The organism is Paraferrimonas sedimenticola, from assembly GCF_002282855.1.
GTDB classification, from domain to species: domain Bacteria; phylum Pseudomonadota; class Gammaproteobacteria; order Enterobacterales; family Shewanellaceae; genus Paraferrimonas; species Paraferrimonas sedimenticola.
Genome location: NZ_NRIR01000004.1, coordinates 32,040 through 54,903, shown reverse-complemented (window position 1 = coordinate 54,903; position 22,864 = coordinate 32,040). Strand labels below are relative to the sequence as shown.

The following is a 22,864-nucleotide window of genomic DNA, read 5'->3' as shown; positions in this document are numbered from 1 at the left end:
AATTCCTTAAATGTTGTACATCCATTCGGGCAGCAGCTCCAGCGCCCACATTTCTAACACTCGGTCAAAGCCGCTAAATATGCTCAAGCTCAGTACTATCAGCGATACACCCATGACCTTTTTGGCGATTGCGCCTGTGCTGATCCAGCGACTCAGTGAGTTTTTCATCAGTAAACTAAAGCCCACGAGCGGAATGGCAGTGCCCACACCAAAGGCCAACATCACCACAAACGCACTGCCCATGCTTTGCCCGGTGGAGGCCAGTGCAATGGCTGCGCCTAACGTAGGCCCGACACAGGGAAGCCAAACCAGGCCAAGCGAAGCGCCAACGGTAAACTGTGTGGCCACACCATCGCCCTGAGACTGACCTTGCGGCACTCGACTGGTCAGTTGCGACAGCTTGAACATCAGCCAATCGCCTGCGCTGGGAATCAATAAGGTGGCGGCAATCAATAACAATAAGCTGGCAGAGAAGTAGCGCAGTACATCAGGAGACATACCTGTGCTAATCAGTGCAAACGTCAGTACTGTGCCTGCCAGTGCAAACGACAAACTCAACCCTAGCGCCAAGGTGTAAATACCTTTCTTAGAGCTGCGCACCGCTGAGCTGGCAACTACCGGCACCATGGGCAACACACAGGGTGACAACAAGCTAAGCAGACCGGCGGCAAAGGCCAGTGGTATGGCAAAGGTATCCATTACATCTCCACGGAATTTAGGGCGCTAAACAAAGGTTTCTGACGAGTTTCGGCAACGCTGAACCAGAGTTGCTCGCCGTTTTGGTACAAGTACAAGGTCGACTGACGCGGGGCTTTAAAGTGTTTTACCCACTGCTTTTGATTGTCGTAATCCACCACTAATACCTGCACAGGGCTTAGTGGGTGTTGAGCAAAGTACTCGGCCAACACCTTTTGCTGTTTTTTACAGGTAGGGCACCAAGGGGCGTAAACATCTATCAGCACGGGCGTGCCTTGTGCCTGCAATTTGTCGAACAGGGCTTTGTCGAAGTCTCGCTTATTAAAGTCACCTGCTAACGCGGCAAAACTGAAAACAAAACCGGCGGCCAAAGTGATGGTTGAGCGAATAGTATTGCGAAAAAAGGACATGCTGTTCTCCTGTTGAGTTGTTAGGAAGCAGCATAAAGTCACTGGCTATTTGTTTAAATACCGTTAAAATCGAATTCACTTTCAACGAAATATTGAAAATGATGCTGAAATTTTTCGACGTAAAAGTGTTCGTATTGGCATGTGAGCTTAAAAACTTGTCGGCGGTGGCACGCGAACTGGGGATTACTCCGGCCGCCGCCAGTGCCGCGCTCAAGCGCTTAGAGCTGGCGTTGGATACTCGCCTACTGCAGCGCTCAACTCGAAGCCTGACCCTGACTCAGCAGGGACAGAGTTATCTGCCCCACGCGCTCAAAGCGCTGGAAAGTTTGGAAGTGGGGCGCCAGGCGGTTAGCGGTGAGCAGCTCAAAGGCAACATCACCCTGTCGGTACCATCGGATTTTGGCCGCAACAGTTTGCTGCCAATTCTGCTGGAGTTTCAAAAAGCTCATCCCGACATCGCTTTGAAAGTGCGCTTGAGCGACAAGTACGTGGATTTTTACTCGCAGGCGGTGGATGTGGCGCTGCGCTATGGCGAGCCGGAAGACTCTTCACTGGTTAGCTTGCCCTTGGTCCGCGATGGCGAGCGCGTCTTGTGCGCCTCGCCCGACTACTTGGAACGCTGGGGTACACCGCAGCACCCGCAAGACTTAATCAAGCACAACTGCTTGCACTACAGCGGCGATGACACTTTGGATTTTCACTGGCGCTTTTACAAAGACGGCCAGCGCCTGTCGGTCAAAGTTCAGGGGGATCACCTGTCCGACGACGGTGATTACATTCGCCAGCTGGCGATTGCGGGGGCAGGGATTGCCTATAAAACTGGATACGATGTCAAAAGCGAGTTGGCCGATGGCAGGCTGGTGGCGCTATTGCCGGATTATCAAAAGGAGAAGGCGCCGCTGCACATGGTGGTTGCCCATCGACTCAATTTTGACGCCAGCCTGATGGCGTTGCGGCAACATTTGCTGACAGCGCTGAAGGATGCATAATCTGTTTTTGCAATCAGCTTTATAGATTTAATTAACTTTTTAGAATATAGGGGCGGGCGTATTCTGGATTTATTGCAAAGCCACCAGGAACTGAGCCCATGAAAAAATCACTCACTTTTACTTTGATGCACTTTAGCATCGCCTTTTCGGTGGTTTACCTGCTCACCGGTGACATCATGATTGGCGGTGCAGTGGCCCTGATTGAGCCGGCGATCAACAGTGTTGGCTATGTGATCCACGAGAAACTCTGGGCCAGATTCGACGCCGAACAGGCATCGCTGGCCCCAGCTTAATTCGACTCTATGCTAACGCTTGCGACTGGCCACAAATTGCGAAACTGCAGTATCCATCGAGTGAGTCACCTGATGAATCGATTGGCTGCTGTGCTGAATGGCTTCAACCTGCTGCGCTTGGGTAGCCGCGCTGGCTTCAATGGTGCGCATGTTGTTGTTGATATTACCAATGATCACCGACTGCTCTTCGGTCGCGGTGGCTACCAAGCGACTGATGTCCACAATTCGTTCGTACAGTTCGGCGTTACTTTGTTGAGTGTCGTGCACCGACGACATGCTGTCTGAAGTGACTTTAGCTTGCTCGACAATCGCCTGCATTTCCGAGCGTGCGGTATTTGAAGCGGTTTGCAGGCGCTCCATGATCTGATGAATGTCTTCGGTAGAGGTCACGGTTTTTTGCGCTAGATTGCGTACTTCATCAGCCACCACTGCAAAGCCTCGACCGTGTTCGCCGGCGCGCGCCGCTTCAATGGCGGCGTTGAGCGCCAGTAAGTTGGTTTGCTCGGAAATGGCGTTAATCACGCCTAAGGCATCAACAATGGTGTCGATGTTAGTGTTGAGCGAGTCCACGACTTCAGACACTTTATCGATGCGAGTCCCAAGCCCATCCATGTCGGACTTAGCGGATACAATCACGCGATCCACACTGTTGGCGTTGGTGCTGATGTCCCCGGCCACTTCGGAAGCTTGTACAGCGTTTTCTGCAACCCCTTCTACAGTGACGCTAACCTCCGCCAAGGCTTGCGCCATTTCTTGAGTGCTGTGTTGAGAGCTGGCGACATCACTGCTGGCTTGATCCACTTTGTCACTAAGTTGAGTGGCTACTTGTTTGAGTTGCTCGCTGTCGTGGGCCATTTGATTGAACATGTGTTCTAGCTTGTCGGCAAAGGCATTGTAGCCCTTGGCTACCTTGACCAATTCCGCTTTGCCCGATTCCGGCAGGCGAGTGGATAGGTTAGCTTCGCCTTGTCCCATCTCGCGAAACAGCGCGGCCAATTGCTCAATGGGTTTGGTAATGCCATTGGCAAACATAAACGCCACCAGTACTGCCACGGCGATGACAGCTAAGGTCCACAACAGAATGTAGTTTTGCGCATCGTTCAAGCTGGCAAACAATTCCGCTTGCGGTACTTGGGCAATGACGTACCAATCTAAGCTCTCGATGTAGCTAGAGGCTAACATCATGGTCTGGCCTTGATGCTCGGAGATCGCCCAGCTAAAGCTAGCGCCTTGGAGCAGTTGAGCGGCGGTGGTTTCACCATAGTGTTGCCCCAGCGAAACACTCTGATTTCTGTCTAAGTCCGGGTGGAATTTGAGCAAGTCCTTTTGGTCCACTAGATACACAAATCCCGAGTCGCCGATAGAGAAACTGGCTAAGCGTTTGAGCACCGCGTCAAATGACTTACCACTGCCAGCTAGCGCGCGCCCGTCGAGCTGTTGAGTGTTAACGAACAAGGTGGTGTCTTGAGTTCGAGAAGAGGTGTACAGGCTTACCGAGTCTTGTTGAACACCATCGCGATAGTCGAAATACCAGCCATCGTTTTCTGGGGTCATCACTCGCAAAAAGCCATCGGTGGCGGTCCAAAAACGGGCGGTTTGGCGGTCTGAAAAGGAGAGCTTGTTAACACCGTGCGCCTTGGCGAGGGATTTAAGGTGGGCAATCAAAAGTTGCTCGCCATTGGCGGGCTGGCCGGTTGTGAGCCAGTGTTGAATGAATGCGTCGTTGACCAGATCCTTGGCAATGGCTTTCATCAGCTGAATGTCTTGGTCGATTTGAGCCCCGACCCCTTGAATCAAGTAGGGTAGCTCTGACTCGACAACGCGTTTTTCAATGGTCTCTCTGGCGGTCCACTGGCCTAGAACACTAGTGATAATCGCGCTCAGGAGTACAAACGAAATCAGCACAGCGCTGATTTGTTGCTTGATAGACAAACTTTTCATGTGACGGGTCCGGCAAACTTAGCTGATACAGAAAAACGATTAGTCTGTTTTATCGGCCGCCGATGAGCTAGTTTGAGTACAACTGGCTAGGGTTTGAGCGATCTGGCGCAACTTTTTTTAGACGCTTGTGTAGGTGTCTGAAATTCCCAATAAAGGAGAGAAGTATGAGCAAGTGTATTTTGATCACAGGTGCGACCGATGGCATAGGTTTGGTCACAGCTAAGGCTTTGCATGAGTTGGGCCATCGAGTGTTAGTGCACGGGCGAAATCCAGACAAGCTGGTCAGTGTACAAGAGTCGTTGGGCATAGGTGCTGACGCTTGTTATCAAGCGGATTTGTCGGACTTAGAACAGACCCGCGCGCTTGCTGCCGAGCTTCTTGAGCGAGAACCCCAATTAGATGTGGTGATCAACAACGCCGGGGTGTTCAAAATGGCCGACCCAAGCTTGGCGAGTGGGCTGGATGCCAGATTTGTGGTGAATACTCTCGCGCCTTTGGTGCTAACTCAAGCGCTTGCGAGCCGCTTGGGTAAAAACGGTCGAGTGGTTAATCTATCCTCTGCGGCGCAGGCGCCGGTGAGTTTAGCCGCTCTGCGTGGCCAGCAAGCCCTTAACGACAATCAAGCCTATGCCCAAAGCAAGCTGGCGCTTACCAGCTGGACTCGGACTCTAGGCGAAGCTTGGCGCGAGTCTGGTCCTATGCTGGTGTCGGTAAATCCAGCATCCTTGTTAGGCAGCAAAATGGTCAAAGATGCTTACGGTATGGATGGGGGCGATCTGAGTGTTGGCGCCGATATTCTGGTTCGCGCAGCCGTGAGTGACGAGTTTGCTAATGCCCATGGCGCCTACTACGACAACGATGCCAAACGCTTTGCCAATCCGCACCCTCAGGCGTTGGACCAACGAGCGGCACAAGATCTCTGGAGTGCGCTTCAAGAATTGATATAGCGCGTCGCTCTTGCTTTACATGATGTAAAAGATTTTTGACACAGATGAAAAGTTAGCCTAGGTTTACATGGTGTCTAATATTTTTGACATCAAACCGAGGGTTACCCATGTCATTCAACTACAAAAACACTTGGATACAATTGCTGATCGGCGTCGGAGTACTTGGGTACTACTGGTGGAGTTTGGCACAAGCGCAAGCCAACGGCAGCTTGTCAGATACTTTGCTCACCGGGTTATTGGTGCAGCTGGTAGTGATTTACGTGGGCCTGCAAATAGTATTGGTGGTTGCCGCTGCAGTGTTAAATCCAAAAGATGCCGAACGCGGCGACGATGAGCACGATAAGCTTTTTAATCTTTATGGCGACCAAGCGGCTTACCATGCGCTAGCCGCTCTTGTGACAGTGTGCATGATTTTGGTTTGGAGCGACACACAGCTAGGGCTACCGCTGAGCTTCGACAGTCTGTCGACCACCGGCAACTTGTTGCATCTGTTGATGCTGTCCTTTGTGGTGGCGGAGTTCATTAAGCATTTGCGTCAGTTGTTTCATTACCACAGAGGGTTTTGACAATGGCCAAGGTGTTGACCAATCAAATTCGTCGCTTGAGATTTGATGCCAACGAAATGACCCAGCAGAGTTTGGCGGACGCCATTGGCGTCTCGCGTCAGACCGTGGTGGCGATTGAAAAGGGTAAGTACTCACCCTCGCTAGAAGTCGCGTTTAAAATAGCCGATGTATTTCAAGTAGAGTTAGGGCAAGTGTTTCAGTACCAAGTGAGCGAGGCGGCTCGATGACGCTGTTTGCACAAGGCCCAGTGGTGCTCGACGGCGGGCTTGCCACTCAACTTGAGGCACAAGGGCATAACCTGAATCACTCGCTGTGGTCGGCTAAGTTGCTGTTGAGCGAACCCCAAGCCATCGTTGATGCCCATTTAGCTTACTTGCAAGCCGGCGCCAACTGTATCATTAGTGCCAGCTATCAGGCCTCACTTGACGGTTTCCTAAACATGGGGTTAGCTGAAAGTGAAGCTCGAGATGCCATGGCACTATCTGGGGTATTAGCCCGCCAAGCGCTAGCCTTGGCTCGCGAGCAAGTGGACCAGCCGGTGTTCTTGGCGCACAGCGTCGGGCCTTATGGCGCGATCTTGGCCAACGGAAGCGAATACCATGGTCTATACGGAGTGAGCGACCAGACCCTATTCGATTTCCACAGCCATCGCTTGCCCTTGCTTGCTGCGAAACCCAACGAGTTATTGGCCTGCGAAACCATTCCTTGTCTGCAAGAAGCTCGCGTGTTGGCTCGTGTACTTGAGCAGCAACACAATCCGGCGTGGGTGAGTTTTGCCTGTCAGGATGAGGCCCGCTTGAATGATGGGTCGCCAATTGAAGCGGCAATCGAGCTTTACGGTAAACACGCCAAGGTCGTTGCGCTTGGTATTAACTGCACCCCTATTCAACACGTAAGCGGTTTAATTGCCAGAATCGCTAGAGTGACCGACAAGCCAATTCTGGTTTACCCAAACTCTGGTGAATGTTTTGATGCGTGCACTAAGACCTGGCACACGCCCAACCCATCCCCCAAGCTGGCCGAACTAGCACTTGAATGGCAACAATTAGGTGCAGTCGCGATTGGTGGTTGTTGTCGCGTTGGACCCGAGCAAATCGCCGAGTTGGCTGCAAAGCTCGAGCGTTGAAAAAGGCGCCCAGAGGCATGTAACCCATGGGCGCGCTAACTTATTTCATGATGATTTCGCGGAAGCGATATTCACCGGTCAAGGTTCTCACCTCGGGGTATTTGGCGGATATCTCTTGCGAACGCTTCTGATTAGCCTCACCCCATTTCTTCATAAAGGCCTGATAGCGTTCTTGGTTAGGTTCAAGATCGGCGGCACTGTCAAAGTAGACCACTAGCAACATGTTGAAGTCGCCGCTTTGTGGCAGCTCGCTAGCGAAAATTCGATAATTTTTGATGTAGCCCATCTCCTTTTGAATGGTCACGGCTTTAACCCAACTCTCTTTCAAGCCTGCCAGATACACATCACCCATATTGGCATCAACTTTCACCGTGGTGACCGTGATGATCTCTTTGCCAATGTCGTAGTCGGTATACACTTCTAAACGGTCTTTGGCCTGAGCGGATAGGCTCACCAACACCAAAGCTAAGCCAGCAATCAGCTTTTTCATCTCTCTCTCCTTCGCGTTTCGGAATGTCCTTATGCCACCGCATTCCATGCATAAGGGTGCCGGAAGTATAGTTGAGCACCACAGGCTTGCTCGTTTGTTTCAAAACACTTTGATTTATAACCCTATTTTTATTGAGGTTTTAATGGCTGCTTGCTAATTTAGTGGAGCTATGGTGTTTTTCAAGGAGGAAATATGGCGCGCAGACTGTTACTGAGCTTGGGTTTGGTGCTTGGCTTAGCCGCTTGTTCGGACGATGTTAATGAGTTCGATCGCGTAAGCTTTACTAGCCCAGATATGCAGGCGGCTTATCAACAAATTGTCGATTCCGGCAATTACGAAACTCTAGAGCACATCACCACATTTCGCTGTACTGGCTATTGCGGAGATTTACATGAGCTGGCTCAACTTCCCAATTTAGGCAGCTTATATCTGGACAAGGGTCAGATCAGAAACAGCGATGATTCAAAAGTTGTGGACTTGTCCGAGTTGCCCAATGTGTTCGACTTTCATTCCGATGGATTTCTCTTTGAAGAACTCAAACTTGCCGATGGTAACCGCTTGCATGAGATAGAGTTGGTCGGCACCGGCGTGAATCAAATGGATCTTTCCGAGACGATTAATCTCAGTCGTCTAACCATCCACCAAAGTACTTTGGCTTACTTAGATTTAAGCAAGCAGTTCGACCTGTGGAAAGTTGATATTCAACACAGTGACTTAAAAGTTCTCAAATTCGATATACACCCCGACCTTCTGTATCTGACTGTAACTCATTCGCCCTTGAGCACGCTGAATCTTGAAGGTATGCCCTGGCTGAATTGGGTGGACCTTAGCGATACTCGTATACGCACATTGAACACAGAGTTTAATCTGGAGTTGTCTCGCTTCATTGCCAACAACACTTGGTTAAGAACCATTCGTTTCTACCAAAACAGCTATCTGTACCGTGTCGAAATGAAAAACAGTCGCTTCCTCGACGATGAAACCCTGTTTTACTTGCAAAATGAATTACCTGAGGATGTAGAGGTAATACTCGAGTAGCTCGAACTATTCTTTAAATACAAAAGGTCGGCATCAAGCCGACCTTTTTAGTTGCCAACTCCCTAGGGCAACTCTGCCCCTCGAGCGCTTTCCCACAGTGCGTACCAATGTTCGCGACTCATCTGAACTTGGGTCGCTTGAGCGCAGGCTTTAATGCGCTCCAAATTAGTACTACCAATCACTGGCTGAATTCGCGCCGGGTGACGCATTAGCCAACCCAGTACCACCGCCTCAGGACTAACCCCATACTCTTCGGCTAATTGGCTTACCAAGGCCGCGGTGTTGCGCTGGTCTTGGCTGGCATTGTCCAGCGATGCACCGCTGAACTTACCTTGCGCCAAGCTGCCCCATGCCTGCAGTTGCACGCCGTGCTGGCGGCAATACTCCACAGTGCCTGGCGCGTAGTTGACTGGATTGTGGCCAGAGTTGCCGCTGCTAATCCCTTCTTCGATAAAATCCAGATAACCTAGGCTCAGCTCCACTTGATTAGCCACTAGCGGCGTGGATATAGCGTGTTGTAGGAAAGCCAGTTGTGCCGCTTGCATATTGGATACGCCAAAGTGCTTTACCTTGCCACTGCTTTGCAATCGCTCGAATGCTTGGGCTACTTGCTCGGGTTCGCACAGTGGATCGGGGCGGTGCAGCATGAGTAAATCCAGTTGCTCGACGCCCAACCGAGTTAGAATGCCGTCCACGGAAGACTCAATCCACTCAGGCGAGAAGTCATAGCGCTTAGGACCTTGGTGGTCCTCAAATCGAATCGCGCACTTAGACTGGAGTTGAATTTGCTGGAGTAATTCAGGGCGTTGCTTTAGCACCTCGCCAAACACAGATTCAGCTTTGCCAAAGCAATAAATGTCTGCGTGGTCGAATAGGGTAATTCCCTGCTCGAGCGCAGTATCGATAATTCGACGAGCCTGTTGAATATCGGCTTTGTCGATTGGGTTGTCGTCCCAGCGACTTAACATCATGCAGCCAAATACTAAGGGGCTGGCGTTCGCTAGGTATTGGGTCAGGGGAAATTTTTGAGGCATGGGGCTTGGGTTTTATTTGTTGTAGGCCAACTATCTATTTTTATTGAGCAACTATCTATTCTTCTACGCCCACTATGCTGGCGCTAAAATGCCAGCTTGTCCAGCCCAGCCCCAAAAAGCGTCCGTTTAGGCCTGATACTTTTGCAAGAACATAGCAACCAGCTCGTCGGCTAGTCGGTCACAATGGTCATCGGAGAGCGCGCCGCTGAGCAGTGCCGGCCAGAATAGGTTGCCGCTGACCATGCCGTAAAACAGATCCGATGCCGTTTGAGTGTCACAAGCCACAATTCGATTGTCGGCAATCGCCGCGTCTAGCCATAGGGCCAATGTGTTTTCCATAGTAGCGATCTTTTGCATGGTGGTTTGCGCCACATCCGGTTGGCTTATCAGCACGCCCATGGCGATTTTCATCACCCCCATCATTTGCGGGTCGCGGGTGGCAGCGGCTTTGGCGACGGCAAACTCTTTTAACTGAGGTGCCAGTTCAGCCTCGCTGTCGTAGCCAATTTGCTTGAGCTGACGCATTTCGTCTAAGCAGCGGTCCATCATGGCCTGAAATAAGGCTTCTTTCGACGGGAAGTGATTGTAAACCGTGCGTTTAGAGGCGCCGGCGACTTCTGCGACATAGTCCATCGAAGTGTTATCAAACCCTTTTTGCTGAAAGGCATGAATGGCCGCGTCTAAAATCGAATTACGTTTTCGACTGGTGTCTCTCTTTTTAGGTTCCATATCAACCGCTTAAAAATAAATTACACTACTAGGTGTAATTTACCTTGTTTTCGTGAAAGCTAATAAATACACTATGCAGTGTAATTTAGTCAGCGCTCGAGGTAAAGCGATACCTAAGCTTGCTAGTATTGTCTTGGGCTGGTGTTGTAAAAAGAGCAGTGAAAAGGGTAAAGAAAACATGCGTGTATTAATCACAGGTGCATCGGGAATGGTGGGTCATGGAGTGCTATTGGAATGCCTTGATAGCCAGGCGATTAGCCAAGTGCTGTTGGTCAACCGAAAGCCGCTTGCGATTAGTCACCCCAAACTCGAGCAACTAACCCTCTCCGACTTTACCGATTTTACGTCGCTACAATCGCAACTTAATAACTTAGACGCTGTATTTCACTGTATGGGGGTGAGCTCTATGGGGCTGTCCGAGGCCGAGTTTCACAAACTCACTTTCGATATCACCCAATCCTTGGCCGACGCCGTGCACGCAGTCAGTCCGCAAGCGGTAGTGACCTATGTCTCTGGGGAAGGCACGGATTCGTCCGAGTCGGGTTCTAGCATGTGGGCTCGAGTAAAGGGTAAAACCGAAAACTATCTGCTCAACAAGGGCTTTAAAGATGTCTATTTGTTTCGCGCTAACGCGATTATTCCCGAGCGAGGGGTGAAAAGTAAGACGACATGGGTCAATTGGGTTTACTGGTTAACTCGCCCCTTGTTTCCATTGATGCGTCGGCGCGACAGTATCACCACCAGCCGTCGTCTAGGGCACGCCATGATTCAAGCCGTACTTCAACCACAGCCACTTAAGCATTTAGAAAATCGCGATATTAATGCGCTGGCGCGAAGCTATCGGGGCTAACACTAGTTTTGGAAAAACCCCTTTGGTTACTTTATGCTAAATCAATCGGATAGCATTCGTATCTCCTAGGGCAAGCATGAGTAAAGACTCGCTTCCGCTAGTGTTGGCGGGTCCAATACTGCGACGCACCACTTCAGACAGAATCACTTTTTGGATGGCGACTTCCAAACCGGTCGCTATCGAATTAAGCCTGCATCCTGAAGGCGAAAGCGCCGTTCATCTCAGCACCGAACAAATGGAGTCGCACCTACAGCGAGTCAGTGCCAGCGAGCATCTGTATTTTTATCTGCTGGACATTCAACTCGAGCAAGCGCTACCGCTAAATAGCTGGATAGGTTACGACTTTCAGCTGACCCCCAAGGGTGCTCAACAAAGTCAGGGATTTGAGCTGTGGGCGCCAGATATCTGCTATCCAGAACGCTCGCTGCCCGGATTTGTGATAGCGCCCAAGGTTAGAACCTTGCTCCACGGCAGTTGCCGTAAACCCCACCACGACAGCAAAGATGGGCTGTTAGCCGCAGACCAACACTTAGCTGATACGCCAGTAGCGGAATGGCCGAGCTTGTTAATGCTCAGTGGTGATCAGGTGTACGCCGATGATGTTGCCACTCCAATGCTAGTGGCTATTCATCAAGTGATAGCTCAACTGGATTTGCCGGTAGAGAGCTTTGACGATGCCGACTGGCTAAATTCGGATGATCTGCACGGCGAACGAGCCTACTATTTACGTCGCCAAGAGCTTTTACCCGCATTGAAAGCCGGTGGGGCAGTGGAAGTCTTATTCAGCGGCGCTCGCAAACCCATCTTTACCTCAGATCACGCTCAAAATCACCTGGTGTCAGTTGGCGAGGTGTTGGCCATGTACTTGTTGGTTTGGTCGCCTGCTTTGTGGCAGGCCGAGCAGACCCAGCCTTTACTTGGGCTAGTACCGCCGCCTGGGCTGACAGAGAAGCAACTGCAAGAGTATCACTATCAGTTAGAGGTGATGGGCGAATTCGCCCAGGGACTGGGCTCAGTGCGACGTTTATTGGCCCACATACCCACGGCCATGGTGTTTGATGACCACGATGTGACAGACGATTGGAATTTATCGGCCGCTTGGGAGCAAAGCGCTTATGGTCACCCGTTTTCTAAGCGCATCATAGGCAACGCCCTTTGTGGATATCTGCTTTGCCAGGCTTGGGGCAACGCCCCAGAACATTTTGATAGCGAGCTAATTGACAAGCTAAACACAGCGCTGCAAAACCCAGGTGATACGACTCATCAAGCCTTAATCGAACAGTTGCTGAGTTTCGACCAATGGCACTACCAATGGGATACGCAACCTTGCTTGTTGGTGCTGGATACGCGCACGCACCGCTGGCGCTCCGAGCGGCACCTAGCCTCACCCTCGGGTTTGATGGATTGGGAAGCGCTCACCGACTTGCAACAGTCCTTAATTGGCAAGGATGCCGTGCTTATGGTTTCACCAGCGCCGATTTTTGGGGTCAAAGTGATCGAAATCATTCAGAGAATCTTCACTTGGTTGGGTAAACCTTTGGTGGTGGATGCGGAAAATTGGATGGCCCACTCTGGTGCCGCCAAAACCCTGCTTAATATGTTTTGCCACGGCAAAACGCCACAAAACTTTGTGATTCTCTCGGGCGATGTTCACTACTCGTTTGCTTACCAAGTGAGTTTGCGTCACCGCAAAGGCGGGCCGGATATTTGGCAAATCACCAGTAGTGGCATCAAAAATACCTTTCCCAAACGCTTGTTGGACGTACTCGATCGAGTGAATCGTTGGTTGTACGCGCCGTATTCGCCTTTGAACTGGTTCAATAAGCGTCGGCGGATGAAGATTGTTCCTCACAAACCTATGGGGGCGTCTCCGGGAGAGCGCTTGTTAAACGGTTCGGGAATTGGATTGGTGGAGCTCGATGAGAGTGGGGCGCCAAAAGGGGTGTGGCAGGTGCTCAGTGACGGCCAAATGGTGCGGTTTGACCGCCACCAAGCGGAAGAACATTGGGACTAGAATCCTTGCAAGGCCACTAAGTCAACCAAGCCTGCGACTATGGTCAGTCCGGCAATTCGATTCAGCCAAGGGATGGTGGCGGGATTGGCGTTGGTCATCAAGGAAAAAGCGACGGCCATCAATACCAGTGCTGCGAACAGTAAAATCATTTCAAGATCCCTTCAGTAGATTGCGAGCTGGTGAAAATGATAATTATTATCAATTAAGTTTGCAAGCGTTAATTTTTGAGTGATTTTTATACAAACAAACCGGTTTGTTGTGGTTGTTCCTCAATAGTTCACTTTCAGTGTGGTACAAAAACATGGGTTCTAATGTTGTTAACTAAGCAGGGAAGTTATGCAGAACATCAGCCAGAGTTTGGCGGAGCAACTCCGTATCGGAGAGCTAGAGTTAAGCCGCCGCAAGCGCCTATTGGATTTTGACCACACCGACGCCGCTAATTTGCTGGAGTGCTTGCCCCTCATTGCGCCGCGCATTGGCGAGTTGGTGAACGATTTTTATCTGGCTCAAACGCAGCAACCCGAAATCTCCCTGATCATTGGCGATAAAGACACATTATCTAGACTGCACGGAGCTATGCGCCGCTATGTCACCGAACTCTTCAGTGGTGACTATGATGGCGAGTATGTATCCTCGCGTCTGAAGATTGGACAGGTGCATCACAGAATCGGGGTCAGCCCTAAGCTCTATTTGTCTGGTATCAACCAGCTGACCGGGCTTCTTGAAACCTGCCTACAAGAGTTGCTCGCAGAGCACGAAGAACGCTTTTTGCGTACTCGCCGCTCTTTACAAAAACTGATGTTGTTGGATAACCAACTGGTGTTTGACACCTATATTGCCGCGCTTCAGTCTGAAATCGAGAACGTCAATCACCAGCTTGAGGAGTATGCTTCAAGTCTTGAGCAGACCGTTGCACAGCGCACTCAAGAGCTTACCGACCTGTCGAACCGCGATCCCTTGACTGGCATATTCAATCAGCGCGCCGCGCAAAAGATGTTTGAGCCGCTTAAGCAGTTGGCGGATCAAAGCCTCAAGCCAATTTGTCTTTGGTATCTAGACGTCAATCACTTCAAGATGATCAATGACGGCATGGGGCATTCCCAAGGGGACAAAGTACTGCAGCAGTTGGCCGATACCATCGACCAAACGATAAAGCAGTTACCCAAGGGCGCTCAAGGTTATGCATCTCGCTTTGGCGGCGATGAGTTTTGTGTGGCGATTTTTGGGCTAGGTGACGCGCAGCAACAAGCGCAAATTCAGCAGTTTTTCGGCCGTCTCAAAGCCATCAAAGCAGTGTCACTGAGCGTGAGTCTAGGGGCGGCATTTTACTCGCCGGGGCACGGCATTGAGCCAACCCTTGAGGACTTGATATCCAGAGCTGACTCACTGATGTATATGGCCAAAGCCGTTGCTCATGGCAGTGGTGACAATGAAGTGATGATGGACAATCTGCCTGAAGACACTAAGGTTCAGCGGATCCCCTCGCGAGCCTAGTTTGTGGGTGTGGCTCGTTTTACCAACGGCGAACGGGCCCTGTGTCTACGTGAACAAAGCCACTCGACGGGTAATAACCCACGCCGCCGCCTTGTAATTCAATGGCGGCGTCACGAATCTCCTTTAGCGGTACCCCAGGAATGGCCAAATCGATGGCCATGCCTTTCATGTGGTAACTCTTTTTGGCCACCCCGTTTGAGCGCAATGCTAGCTGAGCGTTGGTTTTCGGCGAGCGGTAGCCAGAGATGATGTGGATTTCGTCGTGGCAATCGAGCGCATCTTGAAGCTGACAAATCAGCTCAAACAAGTTGGGATCCATCATGCCGACTTCTTGTTGGCGATGATCTCTTAGTACTTGGTTCAATTTGGCAATGCCGTCAGCCACCCATTCTCCTTGAAACGCGAACACACTTTGAGCTCGCTCGCCGGTGTGACGATTGAACATTGAAAGCTTTCTCGGTAGGGCTAAATTAGGGGCGGTACTGCTAAGGGCAAAGACGCTCGGAGCAGCAGCTATGCTGGCTCCACAAGCCAAGGCTTGCACAAATTGACGACGACTTATCACGACTACAACTGTCTCACTTCCGAAATCGAGTCAGCAATTTAGCAATGGATAAATCGACAGGTCAATGTCCAAACCTGTTCAAAAAACACACAGGATTGGTTAACTGTTTAATATTTATGCAGAAAGCTTAGGTAAAAAATTAATCATTTTGTGAGCTAGAAACCCAGTTTTGCTGACTATTTTGTTCCAAAGCGTACACATCACGGCGAAACTGAGTCAAACCTTGTGTTTCTTGCCAACTGCGGCGATAGACCATGAACACAGGAATCGGTTGGTCGAGCTTAAGCCACTGATCTGGTGCAGGGGTGGCTTGCTTGCGCGGCCAGTAGCGCCTGGAGATAGGTTGAAAGTCCGCCAATGTCTGCGCTAATTGCATGGCGTTCTCCACTCGCACACAGCCTGATGAAAAAGCGCGCTCTGGTTTGTCAAAAAGCGATTGCTGTGGCGTGTCGTGCAGATAAATCGCGCGCTCGTTGTTGAGGTAAAACTTTACTTGGCCTAAGGCGTTCTTGGGGCCGGCGTTTTGCTTGACTCGTATGGGGAGATCAATATGGGAAAAGTCATTCCAATCGTTATCTATCAATGACAATTTCTGGCCGTTGCGGTCCCTAACTTCGAAGCCGTAACTGCTCAAGTAATTAGGTTGTCGGCGCGCTCGTGGCATGACATCGCGCCACACCAACTTGCCCGGTACATTCCAACTGGGCTTTAACACCAGCGAACGCACACTGGACTGCATCACAGGGGTGGGCCTAGATGGCATACCTACCACGACTCTTGATTGAAACCTAGGTTGACCATCTAATACCAAATTGAGTTGATAGCCGGCCAAATTTATCAGCACATAGTGGCTGGGCAAGTGCGCCTGAAGGTAGGCATCGCTAATCAGATCCGATGCCAGTCGGTGGGCGCGTTGGGCCGGTGAGAAGTTGAGCCATTGGGCGGTTTTAGGGCCTATGACGCCATCGACTGTCAGTCCATGCCTTTGTTGGAAGCGCTCAACCGCATCGAGTAATTGCAAATCAAAGAGTTCATCTGGGTTGGCGTCGGCTTCAAGATCGCCCAGTAGGATCAGGCGTTGTTTGAAGGTTTGGATCTGCTGGTGGTTGTGACCCGCAATAAACCAGCGCGCCAGTTTAACCGGCTGCCAAGGGTAGCGTTGCAACAATCTTAGCTGCTGTAGGCGTTCCACCGTGCCTTCAAGTTGCGGGTGTCGCAGCAATGCCGATGTTAGCGCGGTTGCGTTGACTGGGCCGAAATTAGCTAGGTCTGGAAGTTGCGGGCCAGGCTGGTAGGCTTGCCAAAATGAGTAGACTTGATGCCACTCAAGTTCTTGCTCGAATCCATGGGGTTTTAAGCTGGAGTGTTGATATCTGAGTTCGGCTTGCGGATAGGCGGCCTGTAGCACTGTCATGTGCTGATGGTAATGCTCACGAGAAAAGTGATTAATGGCCTGGGTTGGCTCAGCGTTAAGTTCGGCGCATACAAACAGCAAAGCAAAACAACACAGTAAGCCAGCGCTTCGCATCATCCGCGTCTCCGAGTTGGGGTGTTTTTTGTAAGTATGGCAAGAAACCAGAAATCTGCGCGTTCGATCCCTTTCGTTAGTGGTGATAACAATTGATTATTAATTGAATAAAAAATGATAATTTTTATTTCTCAGAAAGGGTCCATATACTTGCCTCATCGAAACAAAGTTAAGCAACGAATCGCTTATTGGAGCCCGTTATGAAGATGAATCACATTGGTATCATGGTTGGTGATATGGACAAGGCCGTTGAGTTTTACACTCAAGTACTAGGCCTAAAAGTCGTGATGGATAACACCCCTGTGGTTGAGGAGCGCGAAACGGCAATTGGTCGCATGTGTATCGCGGTATTTGGCGAAGGATTCAAAGGGTTCAACATCGCCCACTTGGTGACTTCTGATGGCATCGGCGTTGAGCTGTTTGAAATGAAAGAGCGCCAACAGCGCCACGAAGTGGACTTCTCTCGCATTGGTATCTTCCACTTCTGTCTGCAAACCGACGACTTTGAAGGCGTAATGGAAAAGACCGAGAAATTCGGTGGCAAGGTGCGCATGGACATTATGCGCTACCACCCAGAAGACGACAGTAAGCCTGCGCAAATGGTTTACCTAGAAGACCCATTTGGCAACCTGTTCGAGTTGTACTCGCACACCTACTCAGAGACCTACGCGTCTGACTACGAGTAAGTCATAGAGTGTATAAGGTTGCGCCTTAGCTTCCCCTGCTAGGGCGCGACCTGATTTTTGAACCACCGTTCTAACGAATTGGCTGTAAGCCTCGAGACCTATCTCTTACTGCTTCTGAAACATCAAATCCGGCTTTCTTCCAAGCGCTGGCTTCTTCAGAGGTAAATTTCTCCGCAATCCAATCTTTCGCCGAATCCGTATTAAATCCAGCTTCCTCCCAAGCTTTAGCCTCACTCGCTTTCTGGCCTAATTCGTGCCAGCGATCCGCTTGTTCAGCATTGTAGCCGTTGGTTTTCCAGTCATTGATTTCGGTTTGTGTCATGTTTTCCCAGTTAGGGGCGCTGGCACAACCTGTCAGAATTAACGCAAACGCGCTGGCGACAATAAGAGTTTTCATAGGCTTCCCTTACTCATTGAAATTCAACAGTTCTATCGCTAGTGATAGAACAGAATTTAGTCCGCCTTTTAGCATAGTCGAAGATTCCGTTTTGCCGCGGGGAAACCAGCAAGGATTGCACTAGCTAGCCACCAAATAAGAAATTATCATTGAATCTAATTTCAATAATGATTTGTTATTTGTCGCCATGCTAAATCCCAAATGGTTAAACACCTTTAAAGTCCTGGCCGAGCTTGGCCACTTTGGTCAAACCGCCAAAGCCCTGCACATGACCCAGCCTGGGGTGAGCCAGCATTTGGCCAAGCTTGAGAGCGAACTTGGTGTGCAACTCTTGTTGCGAGACAGCGGCGATATTCGCCTGACTACTGAGGGTCGCCGAGTTTATCAGCACGCTCAGCAACAAGCCCATCAGCACCAAAACCTAATGGCGGAACTCAGCCACGACGATCCTTACTCAGGGCACTGTTACATCAGTTGTTCGGGTGCATTGGCCAACTATTGCTATCCAGATTGGCTCAAATACTTGCTACAACACCCCAATCTCAGCCTTAGTTTAGAAGCGGCGCCGAATCACAGGATTGAGCGGGATCTTCTCAGTGGTGAAATGCAATTGGGGGTGATGAGCAAACCCTGTCAGTCCAACGAACTATCCCAGAGCATTATTGGTGAAGAAGCGCTGGAAGTGTTTGTACCGAAAGACTTCAACCAAAGCTCGGGTCTGCAGGGCTTGTTGGAACTGGGGTTTATCGACCATCCCGACGGCCAGTACTATTGGACCCAAGTGAGTCGCGCCAACTTTGACGCGCCACCGAAAACCCCGCCAATCAGTGGTTACGTCAATCAGCTAGCGCAAATATTGTTGCCAGTGGCCGCAGGGTTAGGGTTTAGCGTACTGCCGGCTTCAGTGGCTCGCCGCTTCGAAGCCAGTGACAAAATCACTTCACTCAAAGTGGCGCAGCCGGTGTACGAGGCTCGCTATCTCACGCAATCGAGCCATCAAGCCTTACCTCAGCGCTACACCTGGTTTGTGGATTACTTGTCGGCACTTTCCTCGGCGGGAGCCTCAAAGTCGTCCAAATAGTCTTTGGGCGGCGGTGTCCAACTGCGCTCGTCTAAGTCGTGTTGGCTGCGGTCCTTGCCCATGTATTTAGACAGAGCTTCCTCCAGCTCGACGAACAGTTTTTGGTAGTGCAGGGTGTAACCAGCCTCGTCATCGCTGTTGGCCCAACTATCAAACAACTTGTCGTCGTAGTTGGCCTCATGTTCGGCGAAGGTGTGTTTGAGGTGATGGCTATGGAAGGGGTGAGTTCCCATCATGTCCAAGGCCTGGCGGCCGACTTCAAGAGCCGAGTGGTAAGTCTCCGAGATAACCATATCGGCGCCGGCTTGACGTAATTGATAACCATGGCCGCGGTCAAATGCGCGGGCTAACACTTTCACTTTGGGGTGATGGCGTTTGACGTGATGGACTATCTCAACCGCCCGCTCTTGATTATCGATGGCCACCACCAACAAGCGCGCGTGCTCGATACCAGCGGTGTGCAGCAAGTCGGGCTCGCTGGCATCGCCATAATAAGCGCGCATGTTGACCAGACGCACTGTGTCTACCTGGCTGTACTGATTGTCCAGCACAGTGGTGGGAACCCCGTTGGCCACCAACAGACGGTTAACTATCTGACCAAAGCGACCAATACCGGCGATGATCACTTGACCGGTTTCTCCGATATCATCAGCTTCACGCTCGTCCTGACCGCCTTGATATCTAGGCACCACCCATTTATCAAAGGCGATGAACAGTGCTGGTGTGAATAGCATAGACAGCGCGACCAGCAAGGATAATGGCGCTGCTAACTCGGCGGATATCACAGCGTTTTGTTGGCCAAAGCTAAGCAGCACAAAACCGAATTCACCGGCCTGGGCCAAACTCAAGGCGAACAGCCAAGCATCCGCGCCTTTAAAGCGGAACACAAACCCAATCACGCCCAAAATCACGCCTTTTAGTAGCATCAAGCCCAGAGTGCCGAGCAATACTTGCCACCAGTACTCGGCGAAAATGCCAAAATCGATACCCGCGCCAACCGTGATAAAAAACAGCCCTAATAACAGCCCCTTGAAAGGCTCGATACTGGCTTCCAGCTCGTGGCGAAACTCACTGTTGGCCAGCACCACCCCGGCTAAGAATGTGCCAAGCGCCGCCGACAATCCTATCAGCCCCATTAAGGCAGCAATGCCTATCACTAGCATCAGTGCTGCGGCGGTGAAAATCTCTCTAAGGCCTGCACTTGAGACAAAGGCAAACAGTGGTCGTGATAGATAGTGTCCACCGACCACCAGACCAGCGATAGCGGCAATGATGACTAAGGTGTAGGCCCAAGTTGGCAGACCAGCCACCAGCGATAGCTCGGGGTGATGTTCGGCAGCCGCGGCAGCGGCCTCGGCGCTCGCCAGTAACTCGGGCAGAGCTAACAGTGGAATCAGCGCCAGCATGGGGATCACGGCGATATCCTGAAACAACAAAACCGAGAAGGCATTGCGCCCGCCCTCGCTTTTGTCCAAGCCTTTTTCGTTAAAGGTCTGCAGCACAATGGCGGTGGATGACAAAGACAGCAACAAACCAACGGTGAGGGCCACAGTCCAAGGCAGTCCTGCCATCCAGGCGATGCCAAAAATTGCTGCTGTGGTGAGCCCAAGTTGCAGGCCGCCCAGTCCCATCAGCTTGTTGCGCATCGACCACAGCATTTTAGGCTCAAGCTCCAAGCCCACTAAAAACAGCATCATCACCACACCAAATTCAGCAAAGTGTTGAATGGTGGTGGTTTCAGAACCCACCAGACCAATCACGGGACCAATCACTATCCCCGCCAGTAGATACCCCAATACCGAGCCTAGGCCCAAACGCTTGGCGATGGGCACGGCAATTACGGCGGCAACCAAATAAATAAACGCCTGAAGTAAGTACTCAGTCATGAGGTGATCTCCTGTGATTGAGTGATCAACTCGTTCAAATGAGTGATGCCGTTGAGAGAGCCTTGGTCCACATCACCGCGCAAGATTCGTTTCAGAAGCAGTTGCCAATGGTCAACATGACGTTGAATGCGACCTTCCTCTTGAGCTGTGCGCGATGAATAAATGGCGTAGGGTGGCCAGTACTCCATGCCGCATAGCTGCGCAGTTTGCTGAAGAGGCTGCAGTAGTTGCTCAAGGGTGAAGTGGTTGTAGCCATCGGCGCGATAAGCTTTTTCCGCACCACCGGCGGTGATCGCGCAAAAAAAGCGCTTGCCGTGCAGCGCTTTACCGTCCCTGCCGTAGGCGAAGCCGTACTCCAACACCAAATCCTGCCATTCTTTTAAAATCGCCGGAGTGGAGTACCAGTACAGCGGAAACATGAAGACTATGGTGTCGTGCTCAAGCAAGCGCCGTTGCTCTTTGTCCACATCGATTCGAAAGGTAGGATACTCGCGGTACAAGTCGACACAGGTCACCTGATCGAATTGCTGGCTAGCGGCATATAAAGGGCGGTTCACTTCCGAGCGAGCTTGATTCGGATGAGCAAACAAAATCAGTAACTTATTTGATTCCATGAGGCTTCCTTTTGGCGCAATAGAGTTTAACTTAGCAGATTAATTAGCGATTGCGACAGTGCTGACTTTTTAACCGGCTACACTTTTAGCCGGGTACACTATTTGCCGGTTGAAGTGAGTAGCCATTGCCATGAAGCCATTACCATAAAAGGAGAGTGTGATGATTAAAGCTTACGCCGCCCCTAGTGCAGGCCAACCTCTTGAACCTTTTGAGTATGACCCGGGCGAGCTTGGTGATTCTCAGGTAGAAATTGCGGTGGAGTATTGCGGTATTTGCCACAGTGATTTGAGCATGATTAACAACGAGTGGGGCTTTAGTCAGTATCCCTTGGTGCCGGGGCACGAAGTGGTGGGCAAAGTCGCAGCTGTGGGCTCAAGCGTGCAAGGCTTTGAAGTCGGACAGCGAGTGGGCCTTGGATGGCACAGTGGTTATTGCAATCACTGCGAGCATTGCGACGATGGCGATCACAATCTTTGCTTTGACGCTGCCGCGACCATTGTGGCGCGCCATGGCGGCTTTGCCGACAAGGTGCGCGCAGACGCTACTGCTGTGGTACCGCTGCCAGATGGCGTGAGCGCCAGCACCGCGGGCCCGCTGTTTTGTGGCGGAATTACCGTATTTAATCCCATGGTTCAATTTGGCTTAAAGCCCACCGACAAGGTCGCTGTGATTGGTATTGGTGGTCTGGGCCACATGGCGCTGAAATTCTTGAACGCCTGGGGTTGTGAGGTCACTGCTTTCACTTCGAGCGAGCACAAGCGCAAGGAGGCATTAGTGCTAGGCGCCCATCACACCCTCAATTCGCGCGATGCGGCAGAGATCGAATCGGCTACCAATCGCTTTGACATGATTATCTCTACGGTTAACGTCAAGCTGGATTGGAACCTGTACCTCTCGACATTGAGAGCGCGCGGACGATTGCATCTGGTGGGTGTCACTTTAGACCCGCTCGACTTGCAGGCCTTTGGTATTTTAGGGCGACAACTGCAAATTTCTGGCTCTCCAGTGGGCAGTCCGAGTACCATATCCAAAATGTTGGATTTTGCCGCGCTGCATCAAATTGAGCCCCAGTGCGAGATGTTTCCCATGTCGCAGGTCAACGATGCCATCGCCCATTTGGAATCGGGCAAAGCCAACTATCGAATTGTGTTGGTTAACGACTAGTCAATAAGGAAGACCAGTGATTACATTTAGCACCAAGTACCACGCCGATATTCCCATGTTTGATGCAGTGGGCAAGCAGTTTTTGACCTTAATGGAGCAGTCCGAGCGAGTGCCTGGTGCGCTCAAGCCTGAGCAAGTAGCAGCGGCAATGCAATCCCTGCAGACGGCTTTGTCGCAGCGAGAAGAAGTAGAGGACAGCGAAGATGAGAAAGTCGCCCTGTCGACTCGAGCTAAACCTCTGCTAGAGCTGTTGCAGTCGGCGCTGGACAACAACGAATACGTTCAGTGGCGCTAAGTCTCCGTAATCCCAAAAAAGACCCGCCAA

At 51.0% G+C, this 22,864-nt stretch carries 26 protein-coding genes; 14 read left to right on the top strand and 12 right to left on the bottom strand.

All coding sequences use genetic code 11. The features are described 5' to 3' along the window. Positions 1-6: 6 nt before the first annotated feature. Both CLC93_RS08295 and CLC93_RS08290 read right to left on the bottom strand, forming a co-directional pair. Entirely contained in the window at positions 7-699 is a 693-nt protein-coding gene (locus tag CLC93_RS08295) for a cytochrome c biogenesis CcdA family protein (protein ID WP_095505500.1), read from the bottom strand. Continuing rightward, positions 699-1,106, bottom strand: a complete 408-nt coding sequence (locus tag CLC93_RS08290) for a thioredoxin family protein (RefSeq protein ID WP_095505499.1) — start codon at positions 1,104-1,106, stop codon at positions 699-701. The genes CLC93_RS08295 and CLC93_RS08290 overlap by 1 nt, the downstream gene beginning before the upstream one ends. Before the next feature lie 98 nt (positions 1,107-1,204). Here CLC93_RS08290 and CLC93_RS08285 point away from each other — a divergent pair, with 98 nt between their 5' ends. Then, the gene (locus CLC93_RS08285) at positions 1,205-2,095 is read left to right on the top strand and encodes a LysR family transcriptional regulator (protein ID WP_211286840.1); all 891 of its coding nucleotides are present in this window, start codon (positions 1,205-1,207) and stop codon (positions 2,093-2,095) included. A 98-nt stretch (positions 2,096-2,193) separates the two neighbouring features. Beyond that, complete coding sequence (locus CLC93_RS08280) at positions 2,194-2,388, top strand: DUF2061 domain-containing protein (RefSeq protein WP_095505498.1); 195 nt, start codon at positions 2,194-2,196, stop codon at positions 2,386-2,388. A 12-nt stretch (positions 2,389-2,400) separates the two neighbouring features. Here CLC93_RS08280 and CLC93_RS08275 read toward each other — a convergent pair whose 3' ends face one another. Continuing rightward, entirely contained in the window at positions 2,401-4,329 is a 1,929-nt protein-coding gene (locus CLC93_RS08275; RefSeq protein WP_095505497.1) for a methyl-accepting chemotaxis protein, read from the bottom strand. 164 nt (positions 4,330-4,493) lie between these two features. Between CLC93_RS08275 and CLC93_RS08270 the strand changes: the two genes are divergently transcribed. The 4 genes from CLC93_RS08270 (at position 4,494) to mmuM (ending at position 6,968) form a co-directional block, all read left to right on the top strand. Further along, the gene (locus tag CLC93_RS08270) at positions 4,494-5,276 is read left to right on the top strand and encodes an SDR family NAD(P)-dependent oxidoreductase (RefSeq protein WP_095505496.1); all 783 of its coding nucleotides are present in this window, start codon (positions 4,494-4,496) and stop codon (positions 5,274-5,276) included. A 107-nt stretch (positions 5,277-5,383) separates the two neighbouring features. Next, on the top strand, positions 5,384-5,842 hold the full coding sequence (locus CLC93_RS08265; RefSeq protein ID WP_095505495.1) for a hypothetical protein: 459 nt from the start codon (positions 5,384-5,386) through the stop codon (positions 5,840-5,842). Positions 5,843-5,844: 2 nt separating this feature from the next. Continuing rightward, complete coding sequence (locus tag CLC93_RS08260) at positions 5,845-6,069, top strand: helix-turn-helix transcriptional regulator (RefSeq protein WP_095505494.1); 225 nt, start codon at positions 5,845-5,847, stop codon at positions 6,067-6,069. Then, a complete protein-coding gene (gene mmuM / locus CLC93_RS08255) occupies positions 6,066-6,968 on the top strand; it encodes a homocysteine S-methyltransferase (RefSeq protein WP_095505493.1) in 903 nt (300 codons plus the stop codon). Before CLC93_RS08260 ends, mmuM begins: the two co-directional genes overlap by 4 nt. Before the next feature lie 40 nt (positions 6,969-7,008). Here the strand turns inward: mmuM and CLC93_RS08250 are convergent, their stop codons facing one another. Continuing rightward, positions 7,009-7,458, bottom strand: coding sequence for a hypothetical protein (locus CLC93_RS08250; protein WP_095505492.1), 450 nt, complete (start codon positions 7,456-7,458; stop codon positions 7,009-7,011). Between the two features lie 192 nt (positions 7,459-7,650). Here CLC93_RS08250 and CLC93_RS08245 point away from each other — a divergent pair, with 192 nt between their 5' ends. Next, a complete protein-coding gene (locus tag CLC93_RS08245; RefSeq protein WP_095505491.1) occupies positions 7,651-8,496 on the top strand; it encodes a hypothetical protein in 846 nt (281 codons plus the stop codon). Positions 8,497-8,558: 62 nt separating this feature from the next. Here the strand turns inward: CLC93_RS08245 and CLC93_RS08240 are convergent, their stop codons facing one another. Both CLC93_RS08240 and CLC93_RS08235 read right to left on the bottom strand, forming a co-directional pair. Continuing rightward, the gene (locus CLC93_RS08240) at positions 8,559-9,530 is read right to left on the bottom strand and encodes an aldo/keto reductase (protein ID WP_095505490.1); all 972 of its coding nucleotides are present in this window, start codon (positions 9,528-9,530) and stop codon (positions 8,559-8,561) included. Positions 9,531-9,656: 126 nt separating this feature from the next. Beyond that, positions 9,657-10,259 (bottom strand): TetR/AcrR family transcriptional regulator, encoded by a 603-nt coding sequence (locus CLC93_RS08235; protein ID WP_095505489.1) that lies wholly within the window; start codon positions 10,257-10,259, stop codon positions 9,657-9,659. Positions 10,260-10,437: 178 nt separating this feature from the next. On the opposite strand from CLC93_RS08235, the gene CLC93_RS08230 reads away from it, so the two are divergent. Together CLC93_RS08230 and CLC93_RS08225 are read left to right on the top strand one after the other, a co-directional pair. After that, positions 10,438-11,109: an NAD-dependent epimerase/dehydratase family protein gene (locus CLC93_RS08230; RefSeq protein ID WP_095505488.1), complete on the top strand. Its 672-nt coding sequence runs from the start codon at positions 10,438-10,440 to the stop codon at positions 11,107-11,109. Between the two features lie 76 nt (positions 11,110-11,185). Next, positions 11,186-13,123, top strand: a complete 1,938-nt coding sequence (locus CLC93_RS08225; RefSeq protein ID WP_095505487.1) for an alkaline phosphatase D family protein — start codon at positions 11,186-11,188, stop codon at positions 13,121-13,123. Here CLC93_RS08225 and CLC93_RS17715 read toward each other — a convergent pair. Next, positions 13,120-13,272, bottom strand: coding sequence for a hypothetical protein (locus tag CLC93_RS17715; protein ID WP_169902903.1), 153 nt, complete (start codon positions 13,270-13,272; stop codon positions 13,120-13,122). The two genes, CLC93_RS08225 and CLC93_RS17715, sit on opposite strands and share 4 nt — an antisense overlap. A gap of 187 nt (positions 13,273-13,459) precedes the next feature. Between CLC93_RS17715 and CLC93_RS08220 the strand changes: the two genes are divergently transcribed. Further along, positions 13,460-14,617, top strand: a complete 1,158-nt coding sequence (locus CLC93_RS08220; protein ID WP_095505486.1) for a GGDEF domain-containing protein — start codon at positions 13,460-13,462, stop codon at positions 14,615-14,617. A 19-nt stretch (positions 14,618-14,636) separates the two neighbouring features. On the opposite strand, the gene mepK is transcribed toward CLC93_RS08220, so the two are convergent. Together mepK and CLC93_RS08210 are read right to left on the bottom strand one after the other, a co-directional pair. After that, positions 14,637-15,182, bottom strand: a complete 546-nt coding sequence (gene mepK / locus CLC93_RS08215; protein WP_425439842.1) for a peptidoglycan L,D-endopeptidase MepK — start codon at positions 15,180-15,182, stop codon at positions 14,637-14,639. A 139-nt stretch (positions 15,183-15,321) separates the two neighbouring features. Continuing rightward, the gene (locus CLC93_RS08210) at positions 15,322-16,713 is read right to left on the bottom strand and encodes a L,D-transpeptidase family protein (protein ID WP_095505484.1); all 1,392 of its coding nucleotides are present in this window, start codon (positions 16,711-16,713) and stop codon (positions 15,322-15,324) included. A gap of 197 nt (positions 16,714-16,910) precedes the next feature. On the opposite strand from CLC93_RS08210, the gene CLC93_RS08205 reads away from it, so the two are divergent. Then, complete coding sequence (locus CLC93_RS08205) at positions 16,911-17,396, top strand: VOC family protein (protein WP_095505483.1); 486 nt, start codon at positions 16,911-16,913, stop codon at positions 17,394-17,396. A 70-nt stretch (positions 17,397-17,466) separates the two neighbouring features. Here CLC93_RS08205 and CLC93_RS08200 read toward each other — a convergent pair whose 3' ends face one another. Next, positions 17,467-17,793, bottom strand: coding sequence for a hypothetical protein (locus tag CLC93_RS08200; protein WP_095505482.1), 327 nt, complete (start codon positions 17,791-17,793; stop codon positions 17,467-17,469). 187 nt (positions 17,794-17,980) lie between these two features. Here CLC93_RS08200 and CLC93_RS08195 point away from each other — a divergent pair, with 187 nt between their 5' ends. Beyond that, positions 17,981-18,874, top strand: coding sequence for a LysR family transcriptional regulator (locus CLC93_RS08195; protein ID WP_095505481.1), 894 nt, complete (start codon positions 17,981-17,983; stop codon positions 18,872-18,874). Here CLC93_RS08195 and CLC93_RS08190 read toward each other — a convergent pair. Further along, positions 18,826-20,760: a monovalent cation:proton antiporter-2 (CPA2) family protein gene (locus tag CLC93_RS08190; RefSeq protein ID WP_095505480.1), complete on the bottom strand. Its 1,935-nt coding sequence runs from the start codon at positions 20,758-20,760 to the stop codon at positions 18,826-18,828. The two genes, CLC93_RS08195 and CLC93_RS08190, sit on opposite strands and share 49 nt — an antisense overlap. After that, positions 20,757-21,374, bottom strand: coding sequence for an NAD(P)H-dependent oxidoreductase (locus tag CLC93_RS08185; protein ID WP_095505479.1), 618 nt, complete (start codon positions 21,372-21,374; stop codon positions 20,757-20,759). Before CLC93_RS08185 ends, CLC93_RS08190 begins: the two co-directional genes overlap by 4 nt. 160 nt (positions 21,375-21,534) lie before the next feature. Between CLC93_RS08185 and ahr the strand changes: the two genes are divergently transcribed. Both ahr and CLC93_RS08175 read left to right on the top strand, forming a co-directional pair. After that, on the top strand, positions 21,535-22,539 hold the full coding sequence (ahr, locus tag CLC93_RS08180; protein ID WP_095505478.1) for an NADPH-dependent aldehyde reductase Ahr: 1,005 nt from the start codon (positions 21,535-21,537) through the stop codon (positions 22,537-22,539). A 16-nt stretch (positions 22,540-22,555) separates the two neighbouring features. Beyond that, positions 22,556-22,834 carry a DUF1840 family protein gene (locus CLC93_RS08175; RefSeq protein WP_095505477.1) on the top strand — a complete coding sequence of 93 codons (279 nt, stop codon included), beginning with the start codon at positions 22,556-22,558 and terminating at the stop codon, positions 22,832-22,834. Positions 22,835-22,864 lie beyond the last annotated feature (30 nt).